Source organism: Paenibacillus nanchangensis (genome assembly GCF_046543445.1).
In the GTDB taxonomy this organism is placed as follows: domain Bacteria; phylum Bacillota; class Bacilli; order Paenibacillales; family Paenibacillaceae; genus Paenibacillus_AQ; species Paenibacillus_AQ nanchangensis.
Genome location: NZ_JBHOFD010000030.1, coordinates 48,673 through 68,409, shown reverse-complemented (window position 1 = coordinate 68,409; position 19,737 = coordinate 48,673). Strand labels below are relative to the sequence as shown.

General features: G+C 56.9%; 16 protein-coding genes. 2 read left to right on the top strand and 14 right to left on the bottom strand.

Going from position 1 to position 19,737, the window contains the following annotated elements; all coding sequences use genetic code 11:
• Positions 1-35 precede the first annotated feature (35 nt).
• The 4 genes from ACE6ED_RS21910 to bcp form a co-directional block, all read right to left on the bottom strand.
• Entirely contained in the window at positions 36-1,547 is a 1,512-nt protein-coding gene (locus ACE6ED_RS21910; protein WP_410829547.1) for a DHA2 family efflux MFS transporter permease subunit, read from the bottom strand.
• Positions 1,544-1,993 (bottom strand): MarR family winged helix-turn-helix transcriptional regulator, encoded by a 450-nt coding sequence (locus ACE6ED_RS21905; protein ID WP_410829546.1) that lies wholly within the window; start codon positions 1,991-1,993, stop codon positions 1,544-1,546. Before ACE6ED_RS21905 ends, ACE6ED_RS21910 begins: the two co-directional genes overlap by 4 nt.
• A 316-nt stretch (positions 1,994-2,309) precedes the next feature.
• The gene (locus ACE6ED_RS21900; protein WP_410829545.1) at positions 2,310-6,626 is read right to left on the bottom strand and encodes an acyl-CoA dehydratase activase-related protein; all 4,317 of its coding nucleotides are present in this window, start codon (positions 6,624-6,626) and stop codon (positions 2,310-2,312) included.
• 349 nt (positions 6,627-6,975) lie between these two features.
• A complete protein-coding gene (gene bcp / locus ACE6ED_RS21895; RefSeq protein ID WP_410829544.1) occupies positions 6,976-7,440 on the bottom strand; it encodes a thioredoxin-dependent thiol peroxidase in 465 nt (154 codons plus the stop codon).
• Positions 7,441-7,555: 115 nt separating this feature from the next.
• On the opposite strand from bcp, the gene ACE6ED_RS21890 reads away from it, so the two are divergent.
• Positions 7,556-8,593, top strand: coding sequence for an LCP family protein (locus ACE6ED_RS21890; RefSeq protein ID WP_410829543.1), 1,038 nt, complete (start codon positions 7,556-7,558; stop codon positions 8,591-8,593).
• A gap of 124 nt (positions 8,594-8,717) precedes the next feature.
• Complete coding sequence (locus ACE6ED_RS21885; protein ID WP_410829542.1) at positions 8,718-10,037, top strand: glutamate-1-semialdehyde 2,1-aminomutase; 1,320 nt, start codon at positions 8,718-8,720, stop codon at positions 10,035-10,037.
• 183 nt (positions 10,038-10,220) lie between these two features.
• Here the strand turns inward: ACE6ED_RS21885 and ACE6ED_RS21880 are convergent, their stop codons facing one another.
• The 10 genes from ACE6ED_RS21880 to ACE6ED_RS21835 form a co-directional block, all read right to left on the bottom strand.
• Positions 10,221-10,844, bottom strand: a complete 624-nt coding sequence (locus ACE6ED_RS21880) for a hypothetical protein (RefSeq protein ID WP_410829541.1) — start codon at positions 10,842-10,844, stop codon at positions 10,221-10,223.
• A gap of 829 nt (positions 10,845-11,673) precedes the next feature.
• Positions 11,674-12,237, bottom strand: a complete 564-nt coding sequence (gene def, locus ACE6ED_RS21875; RefSeq protein ID WP_410829569.1) for a peptide deformylase — start codon at positions 12,235-12,237, stop codon at positions 11,674-11,676.
• Between the two features lie 188 nt (positions 12,238-12,425).
• Complete coding sequence (locus ACE6ED_RS21870) at positions 12,426-13,682, bottom strand: stalk domain-containing protein (RefSeq protein WP_410829540.1); 1,257 nt, start codon at positions 13,680-13,682, stop codon at positions 12,426-12,428.
• A 170-nt stretch (positions 13,683-13,852) separates the two neighbouring features.
• Entirely contained in the window at positions 13,853-14,125 is a 273-nt protein-coding gene (locus ACE6ED_RS21865; protein WP_410829539.1) for a hypothetical protein, read from the bottom strand.
• A 26-nt stretch (positions 14,126-14,151) separates the two neighbouring features.
• On the bottom strand, positions 14,152-15,036 hold the full coding sequence (locus ACE6ED_RS21860) for an inositol monophosphatase family protein (protein WP_410829538.1): 885 nt from the start codon (positions 15,034-15,036) through the stop codon (positions 14,152-14,154).
• Between the two features lie 72 nt (positions 15,037-15,108).
• Positions 15,109-15,879 carry an enoyl-ACP reductase FabI gene (fabI, locus tag ACE6ED_RS21855; protein WP_410829537.1) on the bottom strand — a complete coding sequence of 257 codons (771 nt, stop codon included), beginning with the start codon at positions 15,877-15,879 and terminating at the stop codon, positions 15,109-15,111.
• 236 nt (positions 15,880-16,115) lie between these two features.
• Positions 16,116-17,123 carry a UV DNA damage repair endonuclease UvsE gene (uvsE, locus tag ACE6ED_RS21850; RefSeq protein ID WP_410829536.1) on the bottom strand — a complete coding sequence of 336 codons (1,008 nt, stop codon included), beginning with the start codon at positions 17,121-17,123 and terminating at the stop codon, positions 16,116-16,118.
• Complete coding sequence (locus ACE6ED_RS21845; RefSeq protein ID WP_410829535.1) at positions 17,120-17,437, bottom strand: hypothetical protein; 318 nt, start codon at positions 17,435-17,437, stop codon at positions 17,120-17,122. The genes uvsE and ACE6ED_RS21845 overlap by 4 nt, the downstream gene beginning before the upstream one ends.
• 38 nt (positions 17,438-17,475) lie before the next feature.
• Positions 17,476-18,570: a D-alanine--D-alanine ligase gene (locus tag ACE6ED_RS21840; RefSeq protein WP_410829534.1), complete on the bottom strand. Its 1,095-nt coding sequence runs from the start codon at positions 18,568-18,570 to the stop codon at positions 17,476-17,478.
• 28 nt (positions 18,571-18,598) lie between these two features.
• Complete coding sequence (locus ACE6ED_RS21835; RefSeq protein WP_410829533.1) at positions 18,599-19,687, bottom strand: amidase domain-containing protein; 1,089 nt, start codon at positions 19,685-19,687, stop codon at positions 18,599-18,601.
• Positions 19,688-19,737 lie beyond the last annotated feature (50 nt).

The following is a 19,737-nucleotide window of genomic DNA, read 5'->3' as shown; positions in this document are numbered from 1 at the left end:
TCTTTTATTTGGCAAATCCTATTGTTTCGCAAATCTTATTGTTTCGCCGCTTCTGCTTCAGGCTGTTCCTCGGACTTCAGGAAGTCCGGCTGCGGCGAAGTTTTGCGGATAAAGAAGGCCAGCACCAGCGCCGCCACCGTCACCCATGTCGCCACTTCGAACGCATGCGTGATCCCGTGAAGCATCCCCTGCATCTTCAGGTGACCCATCGCGGCGGCGTCTTTTTGGGAAACGGCTCCGCTCACGACTGCGTCGGTCACTTCTTTGGTTGCGCGGTTGGACATCAGGCTGACGAACAGCGCCATGCCAAGCGCGCCAGCTACCGTCCGCAGCGTGTTGGACATTGCCGTGCCGTGCGCATTCAGACGCTGCGGCAGCTGGTTTAGACCGGCCGTTACAATCGGCATCATCAGCATCGACATGCCGAACATACGGGCCGTGTAGTTAAAGATCAAATGGGTATAAGTGGTTGTCTCCGTCAGCTGGCTGAATTCCCAGGTGGTGGCCACCGTGATGATCAGACCGATAACCGACAGCCATCTTGCTCCGATTTTATCAAAAATAATGCCGGTTACGGGGGACATGAGTCCCATCAGAATGGCGCCCGGCAGCAGCAGCAGGCCGGATTCCATCGGCGTAAACCCGCGCAGATTTTGCAGATAAAGCGGCAGCAAAATCATCGCAGAATACATGGCCATCGTGATAATAATGTTAATGACCGTCGTCAGCGAATACATCGGATAACGGAAAATCCGGAATTCCAGCAGCGGTTTGTCGGTTTTCAGCTCTCTCCAGACGAACAGCACCAAAGCAACGGCACCGACGATCAGCGAGATAATGACCGTTTCACTTCCCCAGCCGTCTGTTCCCGCATCACTAAAGCCGTACAGCAGACCGCCGAAACCAAGCGTGGAAAAAATAATGCCCGGTTTATCCAGCTTCGGTGACGTTTGCCGGGTGACATTTTGCATAAACTTGGCGCCGAGGCCAACCGACAGCAGCGCCAGCGGCAGCACGATAAAGAACAGCACCCGCCAGGAATAGTTCTGAACTACCCATCCGGACAACGTCGGTCCGACCGCCGGAGCGAAAATCATTGCGATGGCCATCAGGCCCATCGCTTTTCCGCGTTCCTCAATCGGGAAAATCATCAGAAACACAATGTTCATCAGCGGCATCAAAATGCCTGCGCCGGCGGCCTGAATGACCCGCCCGACCATAATCATTCCAAATCCCTGGCCGATTCCGCATATTAGCGTTCCGATCGAAAACAAAATCATCGCGGTCATAAACAGATGCCGGGTCTTGAATTTCTCCACCAGATAAGCGCTGACCGGAATCAGCACCCCGTTCACCAGCATAAAACCGGTAGTCAGCCACTGGGCGGTGTTCGGCAGAATGTTCAGATCCTCCATCATTTTCGGCAGGGCCACATTCATCAGCGTCTGATTCAGCAGCGCAACGAACGCGCCGATCAAAAGCGCCGCAATGACCGGCCCCCGGCGCACATGCTTCGCTGCACCAGTGTTGGCAGTTATTGTACTCATAAGTCCTTGTTCTCTCTCCCTTGGGCGATAATGGCCAAAATTTGATTATGAATGCGCAGCAGTTCCTGTATATCGCTCTCCGGCAGATCCGCCAGCGGCGCAAGCCGCTTCAGCAGCGCCTGTCTGCTTCGCTCCCGGATCTGCCCCCCGGTCTCGGTAACCCGCAGCTTGAAGCTGCGCCGGTCATGCTCCGAACGTGTCCGTTCAACCAGTCCCGCATTGACCATACGGTCCACGATACCGCTCATCGCACTGTTGCCGAGATGCATATGCTCAGCAAGCTCGGAGTTGCCGATATCGGGAAACTGGCTGAGCTTCCGCAGCACCATCAGCTGGGTCGAGGTTAAATTCTGTTCCTCGGCTCCCTGCCAATTCAGCTGGTGGAAGGAATGATGGATCCGGCGGAAGGAACTGACGATATCATCGATTTTTTGCTCATCCGGCAAAGAAATCCTCCTCCACATGCCTTAAACATAATTATTTCGCATGCGAACTATTCTACTCTTTACACAATTAAACGTCAACACCATTCCTGAAACTTTCTGAAAAATACTTCATCTCCCAGCGGAGCCTTTAAATTCAGAAAAAGGATGCCCGCAAACGGGGCGCACTATGTGCGGAAAATGAGGCGGGGGCTGCAAACCAAAACGGACCGGCCAAAGCGTGAATGCCTTGGCCGGTCCGTTGGTTACAGAACACTATAAAGTTTGCAAAAAGTCATAGGCTGGCACGGTACGGGTACGAACCTACAACATCGCTTCGTTAAGTGACCTGCTCAGCCGCCACCAGAGGCAGCCCGGTGCGGGTTCCCTGCTGGCGGGAGGAACCATCCGTTTTTCCTGTTGTGATCCCTGCTCCGGGCGACGGTTCGGCTGCCGCAGACCCCGAGGCAAGCGACATCATCAGCTTGATCCGGTTGCGCTGATTGACTATGCTTACACCCGCGTCATAGTCGATAGCGCAAATGTTAGCTTCTGGATACAGGTTTTTCATCCCTTTGATCATTCCCCGCCCTGTAATATGGTTGGGAAGGCAGGCGAACGGCTGGATGCACACGATATTGGGTACGCCGTGGTCCAGCAGCTCCATCATTTCCGCGGTCAGGAACCACCCTTCGCCCATCTGGTTGCCGGCGGAGACAAGCCTTCCCGCCTTGTCGGCCAATTCATATACGCTTTCGCCGCCATGCGCCAGGCCGGCCGCCGCCAGCGCCTGGGTCACCGGTTTGCGGTACATTTCAAGGTATTGGATCAGCAGCGGGTTGATCACGCCCAGCCGCTTGCTTTTGCCAAATTGGTCCGCCTTATAGATCGGATTGTATAAGCAATAAAAGATGAAGTCGAGAAAGTCGGGTACAACTGCCTCTCCGCCTTCCTCCTCAATCATATTTACGATGCCGTTGTTAGCGTCCGGATGGAATTTAATCAAAATCTCCCCGACAATTCCTACCTTCGGTTTGTCCGCCGCCTCTACGGGCAAAGCCGCAAACGATTGGACAATGCTTCCGATCGTGCGTTTGTATCCCCGGTACGAAAAGGAAGACAGGCTGCTTTTGCACAAGTCCATTCCGCTGCGCATTAGGGCTTCGGCGGAACCCGGAACCTTCGCATAGGGTCTAAAGCGGTACAGGAGGCGCATCATCAGATCGCCATAGCAGGCCGCAGCAATCAGCCGGTTCGCAAGCTTCAGGCTGATGCGGAAGCCCGGCTGGCTCTCCAATCCCGAAGCATTAAGCGAGATGACCGGGATTTGGCCGAGTCCCGCGTCGCGCAGCGCTTTTCGCAGGAGTGTGATGTAATTGGTCGCCCGGCAGCCGCCCCCGGTCTGCGACATAATGACCGCCGTCCGGTTCGGATCATAATCTCCCCTTGTCAGTGCCGCAAGAATTTGCCCGATCGTAACGATCGCCGGATAACAAGCGTCATTGTTCACGTAGCGAAGGCCAAGCTCCGTCTCCTCCGGCCCGGTGCGCTCGAGAATTTTGAGCCGGTAACCCGCATCCTGGAACACCCGCTCGAACAGCTCAAAATGAATCGGCGACATTTGGGGTGCTAAAATAGTGTACGTTTCTTTCATCGGCTTGCTGAACGGTACGATGTTTATTGATGATTCGCTGCCGGTCCGCTCCCGCTCCATCCCTTCGCGTTCTTTCATCGCCGCAAGCAGGGAGCGCAGCCGGATGCGCGCCGCGCCGAGGTTGCTGACTTCGTCGATTTTGATCAGGGTATACACTTTGCCCCGGCTCTCCAGGATGTCCTGCACGGCATCACAGGTGATCGCGTCGATCCCGCAGCCAAACGATGTCAGCTGCACCAGCTCCAGGTCATCCCTGTCGGCGGCAACTCTAGCCGCCCGGTACATCCGGGCATGATACGTCCACTGATTAACGACGGCAAGACTGCCCGAGCTGCGGTCCAGATGGCAGACGGCATCTTCGGTGAGGACAGCGAGGCCCATGCCTGTGATCAGCTCCGCCATTCCGTGGTTAACCTCCGAATCGGCATGATACGGATGGCCGCAGAGCAGAATCCCCCGCACGCCGGTCTCCCGCATATAAGCAAGCGTCTCCTCCCCCTTGGCCCGCAGATCCGCTTTGGCCGCAGCGGCTTCTTCCATCCCCGCTTGAACCGCGGCCGTCACCTCTTCCCGGGAAAGATCCGGGAACGTGCGGGACAGCGTTTTGATCAGCACCGGGATATCGTCAAAGTTCAGGAACGGGCTGACAATCGGAATCCCTTCCGCGCCAAGTCCGTCTACATTATTGCGGATGACCTCAGGGTAAGAAGCGACAACCGGACAATTGTAGTGGTTTTGCGCCGCTCCGTCTTCTTTTTTCTCGTACACAACGGCAGGGTAAAAAATAAAGCCCACTCCGCTCTCCATCAGGCTCCGCACATGCCCGTGGGCCAGCTTGGCCGGATAGCACAGCGACTCCGACGGAATGGTGTCCATGCCGCTTTCGTACAGCCTGCGGCTTGAAGCCGGGGACAACACCACCCTGTAGCCCAGCCGGGTAAAAAAGGTATGCCAAAACGGATAATTTTCGTACATGTTCAGCGTCCGCGGCAGACCGACGCTCCCTCTTACGGCACGCGTCTCAGGCAGGCTTTCGTATCCAAAAAACCGGTCAACCCTGTACTGCATCAAATTCGGCAGCGTATTTCCCGTTGTCCGGATTCCCGCTCCCCGCTCGCACCGGTTGCCTGTAATATGAAAGCTTCCGTCCGGAAACCGGCTAACGGTCAGCGGGCAGTTGTTGGCGCAGCGCCCGCATCGGCTGTGCGTAACGGTGTAGCGGAAGCCCTCCAGCGCTTCCGCTGTAAGCAGACCGCTGCGCGCGCCGGGCGCCGCGTGATGCCTGGCCAGCAGCGCGCAGCCGTAAGCGCCCATCACCCCGGCGATATCGGGACGCACAGCCTCCCGCTCCGTCAGGGTCTCAAAAGCGCGGAGGACGGCATCGTTCAGGAACGTACCGCCCTGAACGAGAATGTTGCGGCCCAAATCCTCGCCGCTGCGGATTTTGATCACCTTTTGCAGCGCGTTTTTAATTACGGAATAAGCTAAACCGGCAGACAAATCGGCCAGGCTTGCTCCTTCCTTCTGAACCTGCTTCACTTTGGAGTTCATAAATACAGTGCAGCGCGAGCCCAGGTTGACGGGACGCTCCGACGCCAGCGCCTGATCCGCAAACTCGGATATATCCATCCCCAGTGCGGACGCAAAATTTTCAATAAAGGAACCGCAGCCGGCCGAACACGCCTCATTCAGCATCAGGCTGTCGATCGCCCCGTCCCGGATGCGGATAAATTTCATGTCCTGTCCGCCGATATCGAGGATGCAATCGACCTCAGGCATGAATTTCGCAGCCGCCTTGTAATGGGCAACCGTCTCCACCTCGCCGCCATCCGCCTTGAGCGCGGCCCGGATCAAGCCTTCACCGTATCCCGTTACCCAGCTCCCGGCGATATGGCAACCTTCCGGGAGAACGGCATACAGCCCGCGCAGCGCCTCGACCGCCGACTGAAGCGGTTGCCCTCCGTTCGACCGGTAAAAGGTGTAGAGGATCTCATCCCGCTCTCCAGTCACCACCAGCTTCGTTGTTGTCGAGCCTGCATCAAGGCCTACATAGCAGGCTCCGCGGTACCGGCTTAGATCGCCCCTCTCCACAGCCGCAAGCGCATGGCGTTCCCGGAACGCCGACAGCGCTTCAGGGCTGCTGAACAGCGGCGGAGGGGCACTGTCCGCGTCCCGGTCACCAGTCAGTTCCACCGCGGATAGTCTGTCGGCCCATCCGGCGGGTGAAAGTGCCTCTCCCCCCGCGGCAAGCGCGGTCCCGATCGCTACAAAATACTGCGCATTGTCCGGGAACAGCACCTCGTCCTTGGACAATCCAAGCGTCTCGGCAAACCGGGCGCGCAGTTGGGGCAGATAAGTCAGCGGCCCGCCAAGAAAAGCGACTTTACCGCGAATTGGACGCCCGCAGGCCAAGCCGGAGATCGTCTGGTTGACGATGCTCTGCAGAATCGACGCGGCCACGTCTTCCCGGCGCGCCCCTTCGTTCAGCAGCGGCTGTACGTCGCTTTTGGCAAATACGCCGCAGCGGGAGGCGATCGGATACAGACGCTCGTATCCTTCCGCCAGACGGTCCAGCCCTTCGGGATCGGTCTTCAGCAGCGCGGCCATCTGATCAATAAAAGCGCCGGTACCGCCTGCACAGGCGTTGTTCATCCGCTGCTCCACGCCGCCGGTGAAATAGATGATTTTGGCGTCTTCCCCGCCCAGCTCAATCGCGGTATCGCATCCGGGCAGCCGGCCGCGGATCGCCCGGGTGCAGGCAATCACCTCCTGGACAAACGTGATGCCCGCCAGCTTTGCCAGCGAGAGCCCCGAGGAGCCGCTTACCGCAAGCACGGCTTCCCGCCCGGGCAGCGCTTCTCCAGCCTCCGCCAGAAGCCGGGCCGCCGCACGCTTAATGTCGCTGTAATGTCTGATGTAGGCCTGGTAACAGATGGAGTCGCCTTCCATCGCCACCAGCTTCGCGGTCGTCGATCCGACATCCAGCCCGAGACGCAATATCATGATTGTTTTTCCTCCCGCCCATTGCCAAATTCAAGCTAATAAAAAAACTATATCATGGCGGTGAGTGGTAAAAGCTGTTAACTATGTTACGTCCGTGTGCGCTTTGAGGCGTGTTCAAGCATGCGGCAGGACGGCGTATTTCGACGAGAAGCCTTAGTATATCTTGCGCTCGGACGCAGGGTTAGACGCAAAAGAGCCAATCAGGCCGGCTGCGGCTGATTGACTCTTAAATGGCTCTTTATTTGGCGCTTTAACATCTGGGTTTGCCTTGCCGGTCTTCCCCTGCTATCGAGGTTGAAATACTCAGCGGTTCATCGATTTGATGCTCAGCGGTTCACCGAATTGATGATCACCGGCCCAGCCGCTCCACCACCCGCTCCACATGGCCCTTGACGCGGATATTCCGCCATTCTTCGATCAGCACGCCGTTTTCGTCGATTAAAAAGGTTGAGCGGACGATGCCCATGAACTCTCTGCCATACAGCTTTTTCAGCTGCCATACCCCGTACAGCTCGCTGACGGTATGTTCGGGATCGGACAAGAGTATAAACGGCAGGCTGTTTTTGCCGATAAAACGGATGTGGGATTCCGCCGGATCCGGGCTGATACCAATCACGACCGCATCCCGGGCGGTGATCTCCGGATAGGCGTCGCGGAAATCGCAGGCCTCCTGCGTGCATGCGGGAGTCATGTTTTTTGGATAAAAATACAGCAGTACCCTCCGCCCGCGGAACTGCCCGAGACTGACCGGACTTCTGTCCGCAGCCGTTAGCGTAAAGCCGGGAGCCTGCTCCCCGATGGCGATATTTTTCATAATCTGTCGACACCCTTTCCTAATGCATGTATAGTAAAATAGTCCGTAAATTGATTGTAAACCTGAAAAAAATTATAATTGAAACGATGCAAAATGCGAAAGGAAGAACCCGAACATGCCTCCAAGAAAAAAACGGCACGCCAAAAAACGCAAAGTCAACAAGCCGCTTTGGTGGACATTATCCATCGTGCTTCTGCTGATTCTGGGCGGCGGCGCTTATTTTACCGTTTCCGTGGTACAGGGCCTGGACAGCATGCAGAAAGACCCCGAGAACTCTCCGTTCAAGGATGTCCCTACTGTCAAAGAGGACGCTCCGGAGCCGCCTAAATGGGAAGGCACTGAGCCGGTTAATATTTTGCTGATGGGCGTGGACGCACGCGGTGTGAAAAAGGGCGAAATTCCCCGTTCCGACACGATGCTGGTTGCATCGCTTGACCCGGTGAAGAAGAAGATTCACGTATTCTCTATTTTGCGCGATACTTACGCGGACATACCCGGATACAGCGCGAACCGGATTAACTCGGCGATTATCCATGGACCGAATGTTGCGATGGAAGCCGTAGGCGATCTGCTGGGACTTCCTATTCAATATTATGTTTATACCGATTTTCAGGGCTTTATCAAGCTGGTGGACGCCATTGGAGGCGTAGACTACGAAGTTGAGAAGGACATGGTGTACAAGACTATAGCAGATGGCCCCGAATACGACATCGACCTAAAAAAAGGCATGCAGCACATGGACGGCAACAAGGCGCTGCAGTACGTGCGTTTCCGCCATGATGCCACGTCCGATTTCACCCGGACGGAACGCCAGCGCGCTTTCCTCAAAGTCGTGGCCGACAAGCTGAAGAGCACCACTTCGCTGCTGAAGCTGCCAACGATTCTTCAAGAGGTCAGCCCTTATATCGATACCAATCTGTCTGTTGGAGATATGGCCAAGCTGGCCAGCGTCGGTTATGACAGCAGCATGGCCGGAAGCGCGCAGATTCCTCCAATGAAGCTGCTGCGCGAGGAGACCATCAACGGCTCCTCCGTATTGACTGTAAGCAGTGAAAAAGCACTGAAGGAATACGTGCAGGAAGTCATCAGTGATCCCGAGCCTTCGGCCTCTCCTCAAACGAGCGCCGCGCCGGAAGGGGAAGCCAAGCAGTAAACCCCTTTGATCCTGTTTTTATACCCAGCATAATTTAAAATCGGCCGGCATACGGGCGGACAGCGTAACTACAACGCGGTCCGCCCGTTCGCACGGCTGCCAATCGAAAGGGATGGTATCGTCAATGAATCGAACAACTTCGGAACAGCTTTATCAAGAAGCACTACAGCATATTGTAGGGGGCGTCAACAGCCCCTCCCGCTCGTTTAAAGCGGTTGGGGGCGGCGCTCCAGTCTTTATGAAACGCGCTTCGGGCGCCCATTTCTGGGATGAAGACGGCAACCGCTACATCGATTATCTCGCTGCTTACGGCCCGATCATCACCGGACATGCCCATCCACACATCACCTCCGCCATTTCGGAAGCGGCGGCGAACGGCACGCTGTATGGCACACCAACTGTACTGGAGATCAAACTCGCCAAAATGCTGAAAGCAGCCATCCCTTCGATGGACAAGGTGCGCTTCGTCAATTCCGGCACCGAAGCCGTCATGACGACGATCCGGGTCGCCCGCGCCTACACCGGGCGCAGCAAAATCATCAAATTCGCCGGCTGCTACCACGGCCACTCCGACCTGGTGCTTGTCGCCGCTGGCTCCGGTCCGTCCACGCTCGGCATTCCGGACAGCGCCGGCATTCCCGACAGCATCGCGCATGAGGTGATTACCGTCCCGTTTAACGATCTGGACGGACTGCGCGAAGCGCTGGAGAAGTGGGGCGAAGATGTCGCCGCGGTCATGGTCGAGCCGATCGTCGGCAACTTTGGTATGGTAATGCCGCAGAAGGGTTTCCTTGAAGGCCTATGCAAACTGGCTCACGACAACGGGTCGCTCGTTATTTACGACGAAGTGATTACCGCGTTCCGCTTCCACTACGGCTCCGCGCAGACCTATGCCGGTCTGGACAACCACGAAGCCATTATGCCGGACTTGACCGCGCTGGGCAAAATCATCGGGGGCGGCCTGCCGATCGGCGCTTACGGCGGCCGCAAGCATGTGATGGAGCAGGTCGCTCCGCTTGGCCCTGCTTACCAGGCGGGCACGATGGCGGGCAACCCCGCCTCGATTTCGGCGGGCATCGCCTGCCTGGAGGTGCTGCAGGGTGAAGGCGTCTACGCGGAGATGGAACGCCTGGCGGTCAAGCTGACGGAAGGGCTGCAGGCATCGGCGGACCGCCACGGCATCCCGCTGACGATCAACCGGATCCGCGGTTCGTTTTCGACGCATTTCTGCGACCACCCCGTCACGAACTATGACGAAGCGCAGGATACGGACGGCGAGGCGTTCGCCAGCTTTTTCCGGCATATGCTGAACCGCGGCGTAAATCTGGCTCCTTCCAAATATGAAGCGTGGTTCCTGACCACAGCGCATACGGAAGCCGATATTGACGAAACGCTGGAAGCAGCAGAAGCATCCTTCCGAGCGATGGCGGAAGAAAAGCGGTAAGTAACGAAGGCGAAGGCAAGACTGCACAACGGCAAAAGCCCCTAACGGGGCTTTTTTGTTTGCATTAACCTCTATTTTTGTCTAACCTATATACTCATTTTTCGCGCACCATTCGCGCACCATAAGGATAGATTCTACATACGCATACAAACTCTTTTATGTTCGACCAAGTCCGGCTTAGGTTCACTCAAAGTCGATCTGCTTGTCCAGCTTGATGCGAAGCGGATTCCGTTCGGCAAAAAAAGGAGTGGTTCCCGGCACTAACGAGAACTCCAGCCCTTCCAGCGGCTCCGGCAGAGGCGGCATAACGCTGAATTCCAGCTGTGCCTTGCCAGAATGCGTAGAAGTGCTTATCGGCTGGACAGTGTATTCGCCGCCGATGATCTCCAGCGTCAGACAGGGAACAAGTTCTACCTCCTCCTGTTCTGAGTCCTCCATATACCGGATATCCATTTTGACGATGCTTTCATCTTCATACTGCATGGCATGCGAAATCAAATATTCACAGCCGTCTGACTTCGTCCGCTTCATAATGGGCAGAACGGATTGTAGCGGTCTGTCCTCCGACCTTCTGGGCCGTTCCATCACTTGCGCATGTAATGCTTGGAGCAGCGTGTGAATCTGAAGCGGTTCCAGCTTCAGCTCCTTGGCCCACTCGATAAGCGTTTCACCGCCCGGCATATAGCGTTTTTTACCCGTCAGCTCCTGACGCTGCTTGGCCAGCGCAAGAATCTGTTCGTCCAGCTGCTTTACATCCTCATTGTATTCGTAAGGAATGGACCGCAGCGCCACTTTGGATCGGCTCATTCAAATTCCCTCCCCGTTTTGGTTTACAAACAGTATAACCCAGGGTTACCCTACGGAGGGACCATATTTTCCTAAATTATACAAAGGATTTCCCTCTGAGCAGAGTAGCTCCCTTACTGGCAGCGAATTACCACAGAACACGATACGGAGGTCTTTGCGGAGGTCTTTGCGGAGGTCTTTGCGGACCCAGCGGCCGTTATTTTTGATTTTTTTGGGCTTTGGTGTGCCTGACGGACTCCAGTTCCGTTATTCGTACCGAAAACATACAAACTATGGCTTCTCCGCGTCAATAGGTGCATCTGAGTCCGTCAATTTGCCAAAACACGGAATAATCAGCAAATTAGGTCTCCTGAGTCCGTAAACTTGTATCCATACTTTCTCTGGCGGCTACAAAAGGCGGGAATCTGGGATGAAATCTGAAGCATGTTACTATTGAGCCCGACTTTGAGCAGATGATGGATACAACCATAGTCCGAGTCCATCCGCATGGGGCCGCGCAATAGGGCCTGCCTTTGGCCAAATGAAGACAAAATTATATTATTATAATGACACTACAAATTCCTGGGGTTTATTAGCAGATATTTCAGGGGTTGTGGATGGGTATGTAACCAAAATTTTGCACTTCTTATATGCTTAATAAGGCGGCAGGAATTCCCGCCGCCCGTCTCTGGTGCTCTTCTGTTCTATGACCCTCTACTGCACCCCTGCTCCACCCTGCCCAGCTGCCGCTCTTCGCCTTGCTGCTCGGCGCAGCAGCCGAGGGGTGGCCCGGGTTGCTAGGTAGGGTTGCCGAGTGTGGCCGAGTGTGGCAGTCGGACCAACAAACCGCTTAACTGCCCGGCTGGTCGTACAAGCTGCGGACCGGCACGCCCTGGGGCAGCTTGAACGGATGTTCTTTGTTAATCCTGTCATAAAACATGATCCCGTCCAGGTGATCCAGTTCATGCTGCATGACGATCGCCGCATACCCTTTGAATTTCCGCACGAATTCTTTGCCGTTTTCGTCGGTTGCCTTGATTTTGACGGCTTCATAACGGGGGACAAAACCCTGCACTGGCCGATCCACCGACAGGCAGCCTTCACTCTCCGGCAGGTAAACCATCGATACAGAGTGACTGACGATTTTGGGATTAATCAGCTTCAGTTCCACCATTTCGTCCCGCTCATCGCTGAAATACGTTACGAACATCCGCTTGCCGATTCCAATCTGGTTCGCCGACAGCCCTACCCCGGAGCGCAGCTTGTATTTTGCCGACATTTCAGGATCTTGGCTGTTCTTCAAAAACTGCAGCATGCACTCCAGCGTCTCCCGGTCTTCCTCACCCGGCGGGAGCGCTACGGGCACAGCCTGTTCCCTCAGTACGGGATGCCCCTCCCGCACAATATCGTCCATCGTCAGGATATAATCCGCCTTAAACTTTGATTCGGACAAGTTATTCCTCCACCTTTGCCTCTTGCTAAAATTCCTGTAGACTGCACTTTCGATTAGCATTCGATGTAAAATCCTATGCCGGCGTCACCCGGCCCATGACTCTTGCCTGCCCATCGTTAAATCGGCAGATCCGCCTGTTCCTGCATTCCTTACGGATTGATAAAAGCTGTCCGCAAATTCGGGCTGTACTGAACATCAAATCCCAGTCCCTCGGCCAGCGCCGCAAGCGGCAGATAGGTTTTGTCTTCTTTCCCCGACTTGTGCAGGAAAGCAGGTGTATCCAGCGCAACCTTTTGCCCGTTGACCAGCATCGTTTTGGAGCCGATCGAGATCACAACTTTGCGCCCCTGATAAAGCACCGATGCGCTTGACGTCTTGTTATCCCAGGTTCCGTTCGCCCCAACCGCGTTCAAAATATCCCGCAGCGGAAGGAAATTCTGGCCGCTCCGGATGATCGGTTTATTTGGCGTGTTCAGCTCCGTCCCTTTGACGACAATTGTCATCGGACGGGGCGAAGCGCTTGGCTGCTGGAACACGGAAGGCACCTTATAGCCGCCCCACAGCGCCTCGGCAAACACCGAAGCTATCGCTTCATATCCGAGCTGAGTCGGGTGAAAATCACGGTTCGATACGATATGCGTCAGTGAACCCTCCACCCCCGCGAACCGGGCCGCGACATGGGCAGCCAGCACAGGCGCATCCTGGCGGTTCTGGGCGGAGACCAGCCGGTCGACCGCTTCCGTGAAGCGTGCCGCCGCCGTCATCAGCTTCGGGTACGCCTGCCCTAGCCCGATTTTGGGAGCAGGCTGATATTGGTCGGCCACAATCACCGTTGCCCCGGGATTGAGCGTCCGCAGATCGGACAGCACCGCCGTCATATTGTCGGAGTAAGCCTGCAGCAGCGTATCTATCCGGCCCTGAAGCTCGGCCTCCGGCATTTTATCCGCTTCCAGCAGCAGGCTGCTGACATCGTTGCCGCCAATGGTGATGGCGATAACGTCAGCTTCACGCAGATCGGACGCCGTCTGCGAGCTGACCGCGGCGAACGAGGACAGCCGCGGATCCGCAAGCCCCGGCTGAATCGTCTCCGCTGTAATCGGGCCGCCGTTCTTCAGCGCGCTCACATAGTTGCGCAGGCCGGAGGTGGTCAGGCCAAGCAGCCCGTAGTTGGCGAGCGTTGCCCGGCTTCCGTGAAACCACGCCTGCTCCAGCAGCCGTTCGGGATACCCGTAAGGCTTGGCGTTCACATCGGTGATCCCCGGCTCATACCCGGCCGTGATCGAATCCCCCAGCGCGACGATGTGAATCGTCTCCGGTGCCCCGGCTGCGCCTGCCGGCACAGCCGCCATGAGCGGCAGCAGCAGGGCAAGGCCGGTTACCGCCAGCCTTTTCCACAATTTCAACACAAGATACCCCTCCTGAATGTACAAGATTCCTTTATTCTACCACCCGTCCGTCGCATGCAAAAGAGCGGTTTCTCCCGGACAGGCCGGGAAAACCGCTTGTTTGGTCGTCTTATAGAGGAGCTCCACAGGCATTCCAGGCTTCACAGGGAGCGGCATAAGGAGCAGCTGAGCTACCGCCGCTCCTCCGGACCACTGCCAGATTCCGGATTGGACGCCGGCGTTTTGCCGCGGCCAGCCCGTTCCAGATAGCGGTCATACCGGTCATCCAGCTCCCGCCCGATCTTCCGGTAACGGAGCGTTTCTTCCACGATGGGATCAAGTGTCGTCTGAATGCGGATTTCGTACTTGGGCGACAGCTCCCGGGCCTTGCGGCTGTCCGGCTCCATGTCGCCTTCAGTCAGCATTTCGCTCAGCTTCTGTTCCAGATCTTCTTTGTCCGCCATATCTGAAGCACTCCTTCCTGTACGGCTTATGACGTAAACCCGGTCGCTCCGGCTTCCTTCAAAGAAGCGACAAGCGCGTCGTGAATCAATCCGTTGCTCGCAACGATATGCCGGGAACCGATGTCATACGGGCGGCCCATGGTGTCCGTGACTGTCCCGCCGGACTCCATAACAAGCAGGGCACCCGCGGCGCAGTCCCAAGGGCTTAAGCCCACTTCCCAGTATCCGCTGACCCGTCCAACCGCTACGTACGCCAGATGCAGCGCGGCGGAGCCGCCGGCGCGGATCCCGCGGATCTTCGGCAGTACGGCCTGAAGTCCGGCCAGATTCGCCGGCTGCGCGAATTCGCGGTCCGGCGGGAAGCCCATGGCGATCAGACTGTCGCCCAGATCGGCTTCTTTCGAGACGGCGGCCGGGATGCCGTGCATATAGGCGCCTTTTCCTTTTTCGGCAACAAACATTTCGTCACGGATCGGGTCATAAATCACGCCAACGGCGAGTTCGCCCCGGACCGCCAACGCGATCGACACGCAGTAGAACGGAAAGCCGTGCACGTAGTTCGTCGTACCGTCGATCGGGTCCACGATCCACAAATATTCATGTTCCCGGGCTTCTTCCAGCGCGGCCGCAGCCGCGGATGCGCCCGGCTCGACGCTCTCCTCGCCAAGGATAGCATGATCCGGAAAATACGTATGAATCAGCTTCCGGATCATCGTCTCCACGCCTTTATCCACCTCGGTTACCAGATCCTGCGCGGATGTCTTGGTCCCAAGCTCCTTCACGAGCCCCTGCCGGCTCTTCATCCATTCGCCGGCTTTGGCCGCCGAGTTGATGGCTACGGCCAGGTGGCTTTTGCTCGATACGACGTAAGGCTCGTGGTTCTCCCGCTTGTTTGCATTTGATGGATTCATTTCCTTCACTCCGCTTTCTTGAACATACTTGTGCGTACTTGAACGTAAATCCGGGTATCAGCGCAGGTTAACTTAGCCGCCAATAATATGATAACCACCATCGACGTAAATCACTTCACCGGTGATGCCCCGCGACAGATGGCTCAGCAGGAACATCGCGGTGTCGCCCACTTCAGCCACGTCGGTTCCGCGGCGCAGCGGCGCTTTCTCTTCCACAACGCGCAAAATAGAGTTGAAATCGCTGATTCCTTTGGCCGCCAGCGTACGGATCGGTCCTGCGGAAATGGCATTAACCCGGATATTGTCCGGTCCAAGATCGCTCGCCAGATAACGTACGGTGGATTCGAGCGCCGCTTTGGCCACGCCCATTACGTTATAGTTGCGCATTACCCGCTCGGAGCCCATGTAAGTCATGGTGACGATCCCGCCGCCTTCCGTCATGAGCGGATGCAGGCGCTGAGCCACGGCAACAAGGGAATAAGCGCTGATGTCGTGAGCGAGGGCAAAACCTTCTCTGGAGGTATCGGCAAACCGTCCTTCCAGATCTTCTCCCTTGGCAAATGCAATGCTGTGAACAACACCGTGCAGAACGCCAAATTCCGTCTTCAGCGTATCGGCCAGCTTGTCGATATCCTCATCAACGGTTACATTGCAGGGGAGCACCAGCGAACCCGGCAGCGTGTCGGCCAGCTTGCGCACTCTTCCTTCCACACGTTCACTCTCATATGTAAAAGCCAGGCGCGCGCCCTGATCGGCCAAGCTTTTTGCAATGGCCCAGGCGATGCTGCGGTCGTTCGCGACACCCATGATGACGATATTTTTCCCTGTTAACAATTCTCCCATTGGTATGGCTCCTTTGTTCCTTAAGTTTCATTCAACGTACCTTATTTTGGCTTGCAGATCAAGTCCAAATGAAGCAGGCCGGTTCGAAAATCCGCGTCCGTTCCGGCCCATGCCGCCGCATGCTCTTTCATGCGTATTTTCAGGCGTGTTTTCAAGCTTGCTTTCAAGTTTACATCCCCAAATACGCGGAAGGGACCGCTTCCCGACTTTCGTCCACGGTCCCTTCTTTCGCTCCTTCAGCTCATTTCCAGCGCCGCGCCGTCCAGGATACGAATCCCGTTTCCCGGATCCTGGGCCAGTTCCTTGAACTCGTCCATCAGCGCAAACAGCGCGCCGTCTTTCGCTTTGGCTTCGATCATCACATCGACCGCAGGCGTATCCGCCGCGATCCGCTTTAGGAAACCCAGCAGCGGTGCAAGATCAACACCGTCGGCGTGGCTGCGCGGGTCCGAAGGACTGCGGGGACTGGACACATGAATCTTGGGCGGAAGTATTCCCGGCTCAGGCACGTCCGTCAGGGCAAGCGGGCTTGTCCAGGTCTCAAGGATGGCCGGCCACAACTCCCAGGGGAGTTCCCCGTCATTGTTGACCCATTGGTGATGGATATCCAGCACCATGGGGACGCCAAGCTCCCGGCAGACCGCCAGCGTCTCGGGGGCATTAAACGTCTTGTCATCGTTCTCCAGGGTAAGACGCGTCTTCAGCCTGTCCGGAAGACTGGCAAAGTTGTCCTTAAACCTGGCCGCGGCGGTTGCCTTGTCCCCATAGGCCCCGCCGATATGAATGTTGTTTTTTGCCGTGGCCGGAAGCCCCATCGCTTCCAGCATATCGACATGATGCGTCAAATCCCGCACCGAGCTGACAAGCACCTCGGGACGGGGCGTACTGAGCACGGTAAAATGGTCGGGATGAAAGGATACCCGCATGTTGTTCCTGCGGATATAGCCGCCGACTTCAGCGAACTCCTGCTCCAGTGCCGCAAACGGGTTCCAGTCCTGCAGGTCCGGATGCGTCGCAAGCGGCACCAGCTTCGAGGTCATACGGTATACCTGGATATCCGAACCGGCGTTATGCTTCAGCAGCCGCAGCGTATTGTGCAGATTCCCTCTTGCGATCAGCTCCAGCTTGCGCAGGGCGGCTTCGCGGTCCGCAATCTTGGAGAAAGACGCCATCGTCATCGTCTTGGACGGCGAGCAGTCGGGAATGACCGTCGACATCGCCACATATCCGAACCTTACAATCATGCGCGTCCGCCAAAAAACATCTCGTCCGCCAGCGCCGTCTGAATCCGCGACTCCTCGTCATTCAGCTTGCGGACAAGCTGCATCTCGACTTCGGTCACCTCATGACCCTGAAAATTGATTTCGGCGATACAGCCGACAATTTTCACAATAGCCACCGCGACGTTCTCCGGCGTATAGGCGATGACCTTCTGCCCGGTCGGGTACACGCGGAAGCCCTGCTTTACCATTTTGCCCCGGCCGTATTCCAACAGTTCGTACAGCTCCTGCTCGCTCTTGAATTTGCACACCGAATTGAACTCCGTCTGGAAGCCCACGGCTACTCCTCCTTCCGCGCGGGAGTCTGCTCCCGCTTTTACGGCTCGTTGTCGTATTTCAGGCCTTGTTTAAAAGTATACCGTTCCTGCGCCAGTTCAATCATGCGGTCCAGCAGCGCCTGGTAGGACAGCCCGGTTTCGCGCCACAACAGCGGATACATGCTAAACGGCGTGAAGCCCGGCATCGTGTTCACTTCGTTGATCAGAATTTTGCCGTCCGATCTGCGCACAAAAAAGTCCGCACGGGTGATGCCGCTGCCCTCGATCGCCCGGAACGCCGCCAGCGCCGATTCGCGCAGCCGGTCCGCCACCTCCGGATCGACAGGGGCCGGAATCAGCATCTGCGACTTGCCGTCCGTATATTTGGCGGCATAGTCATAATATTCGCCGGAAGAGACGATTTCACCCGGGACGGAGGCCTCAGGTTCGTCATTGCCCAGCACGCTTACCTCCAGCTCCCGCGCGTCGACAAATTCTTCTACGATGACTTTGGTATCGTAGCGGAAGGCCAGGTCCACCGCTTTGCGGAGCCCCTCTTTATCCGACGCCTTGGAAATTCCCACGCTGGAGCCGAGGTTGGCGGGTTTGACGAACACCGGATAACCAAGCTTGTCTTCAACGGCCATGATGAGATCGTGGCTGTTGCGTTTCCATGCGCCGATGCTGAAATAACAGTATTTGCATTGATCCAGTCCGGCTTCCGCAAACAGCTTTTTCATGACAACTTTGTCCATGCCGGCCGCCGAAGCCAGTACGCCCGCGCCGACATAAGGAATATTAGCCATCTCGAACAGGCCTTGAATCGTGCCGTCTTCACCGTTTGTGCCGTGCAGCAGCGGAAACATCACGTCAATCCCGTCATCCCCGCCTGTCAGCCGGCCGAATACGAGACGCAGCGCTTCGCTCATATTCGCCGCTCCGCCTCCAAGCTTCAGCTGCTCAATCCGGGAAAACGGCGCGTTCAGCGTGTCCCCTTTGCTCCAGATGCCTTGCTTTGAAATATAGAAAGGGACAATGCTGTATTTATCGTAATCAAAAGCGTTCATCACGGCGAACGCCGTCTGCAGCGAGACTTCGTGCTCCCCGGATTTCCCGCCGTATACCAGTCCCACGGTCAGCTTGTTATTTCCCATTTGCGTTAACCTCTTTCCAATAGTTCATTTATAAGTAATCGTTGATGTGAAAAAAGCGGTACACCGTGCTGTCGGTCCACGCATAGGAATCCCGGTAATCCCAAAAGCGGTGGCGGCTGCTGACCGTATGCGCGTTCACCAGCGGCATGCCTCCGGCGTCGAAGGCGGTCACAACGGTGCTGTGCTGGTAGTGTCCGTTGCCGTCCCAGTCATACAGGATGATGTCGCCCAAGGCCAACTGCTCGGGACGTTCCACCAGTTCGGCCCGCGGCCCCCCGCTCCCGTCTCCGGCCAAATAGCGTCCAAGGCTGTCGGACACCGCCCAGCTGTAGCTCCACCATTCCCTGCCGCCGGTGTAACCCTTGTACCACCAGCCCGTTTCTCTTTTACCAGTATAGTTGATCGGTGCCCCCCCTGCAAAGAGACACTGGGATACGTAATTGGTGCAGTCGACCTCAAAGGTTTCAAAGTCGGGATTGCCTTCTTTCCACCAGCGGTCCGCATACGCGGCGGCTTCTTCCCGGCGGTAGGCCGTGGCTCTCGGGCCGCTGCCTCCGCCAAGCAGCCGGCGGTTCAAAAGCGGCGGGGAAAGCGCCGCGCCGGTCTCCCCGCCGTAGGCCGGCCGGCTGCCGGCTGCATTTGCCATGGCCGCTGCAGCGTTCCCGGCAGGTTCGGCGGGCCCTGCTCCGGACGGGCCGCGGTCTGCCGCCGGTGAACGGCGCAGCGGCTTCCGCTCCGGAAGGTAACGCTCCACTCCCGCGATCCGCCAGCCCCCGTCCTCGCTGACCAAAGTCAGACGTTCCCGCTCCAGCCGCTCTTCCTGGTGGCGCATGCCGCCTTTTTCATAATAAAAAACACTGTGAAGCTCCACCTCAGCCAGCACCTCGCCCGCCGTCTGCCGGGACCAGCGGAGGACCCGGACGCCGGTTTCACCGCGGACAGGCGTAATGCCCCTTTCCGCATACCAATCCGCGAGCAGACGGGAACGGCGGCCTCGTTCCATAAGTTCTCCAGGATCGGCCAAAGTGCTGCGGCACGGCTCCGCCGCCGGGTCAACCCTGCATCTATTGCATTCATCCACATAATAATAGAGTGTCTCTCTCCATTGCTGTTCCACTGCCGCACCCTCCCTTGAAATACCCGCATCGATCACGGACGGGCCTTGCG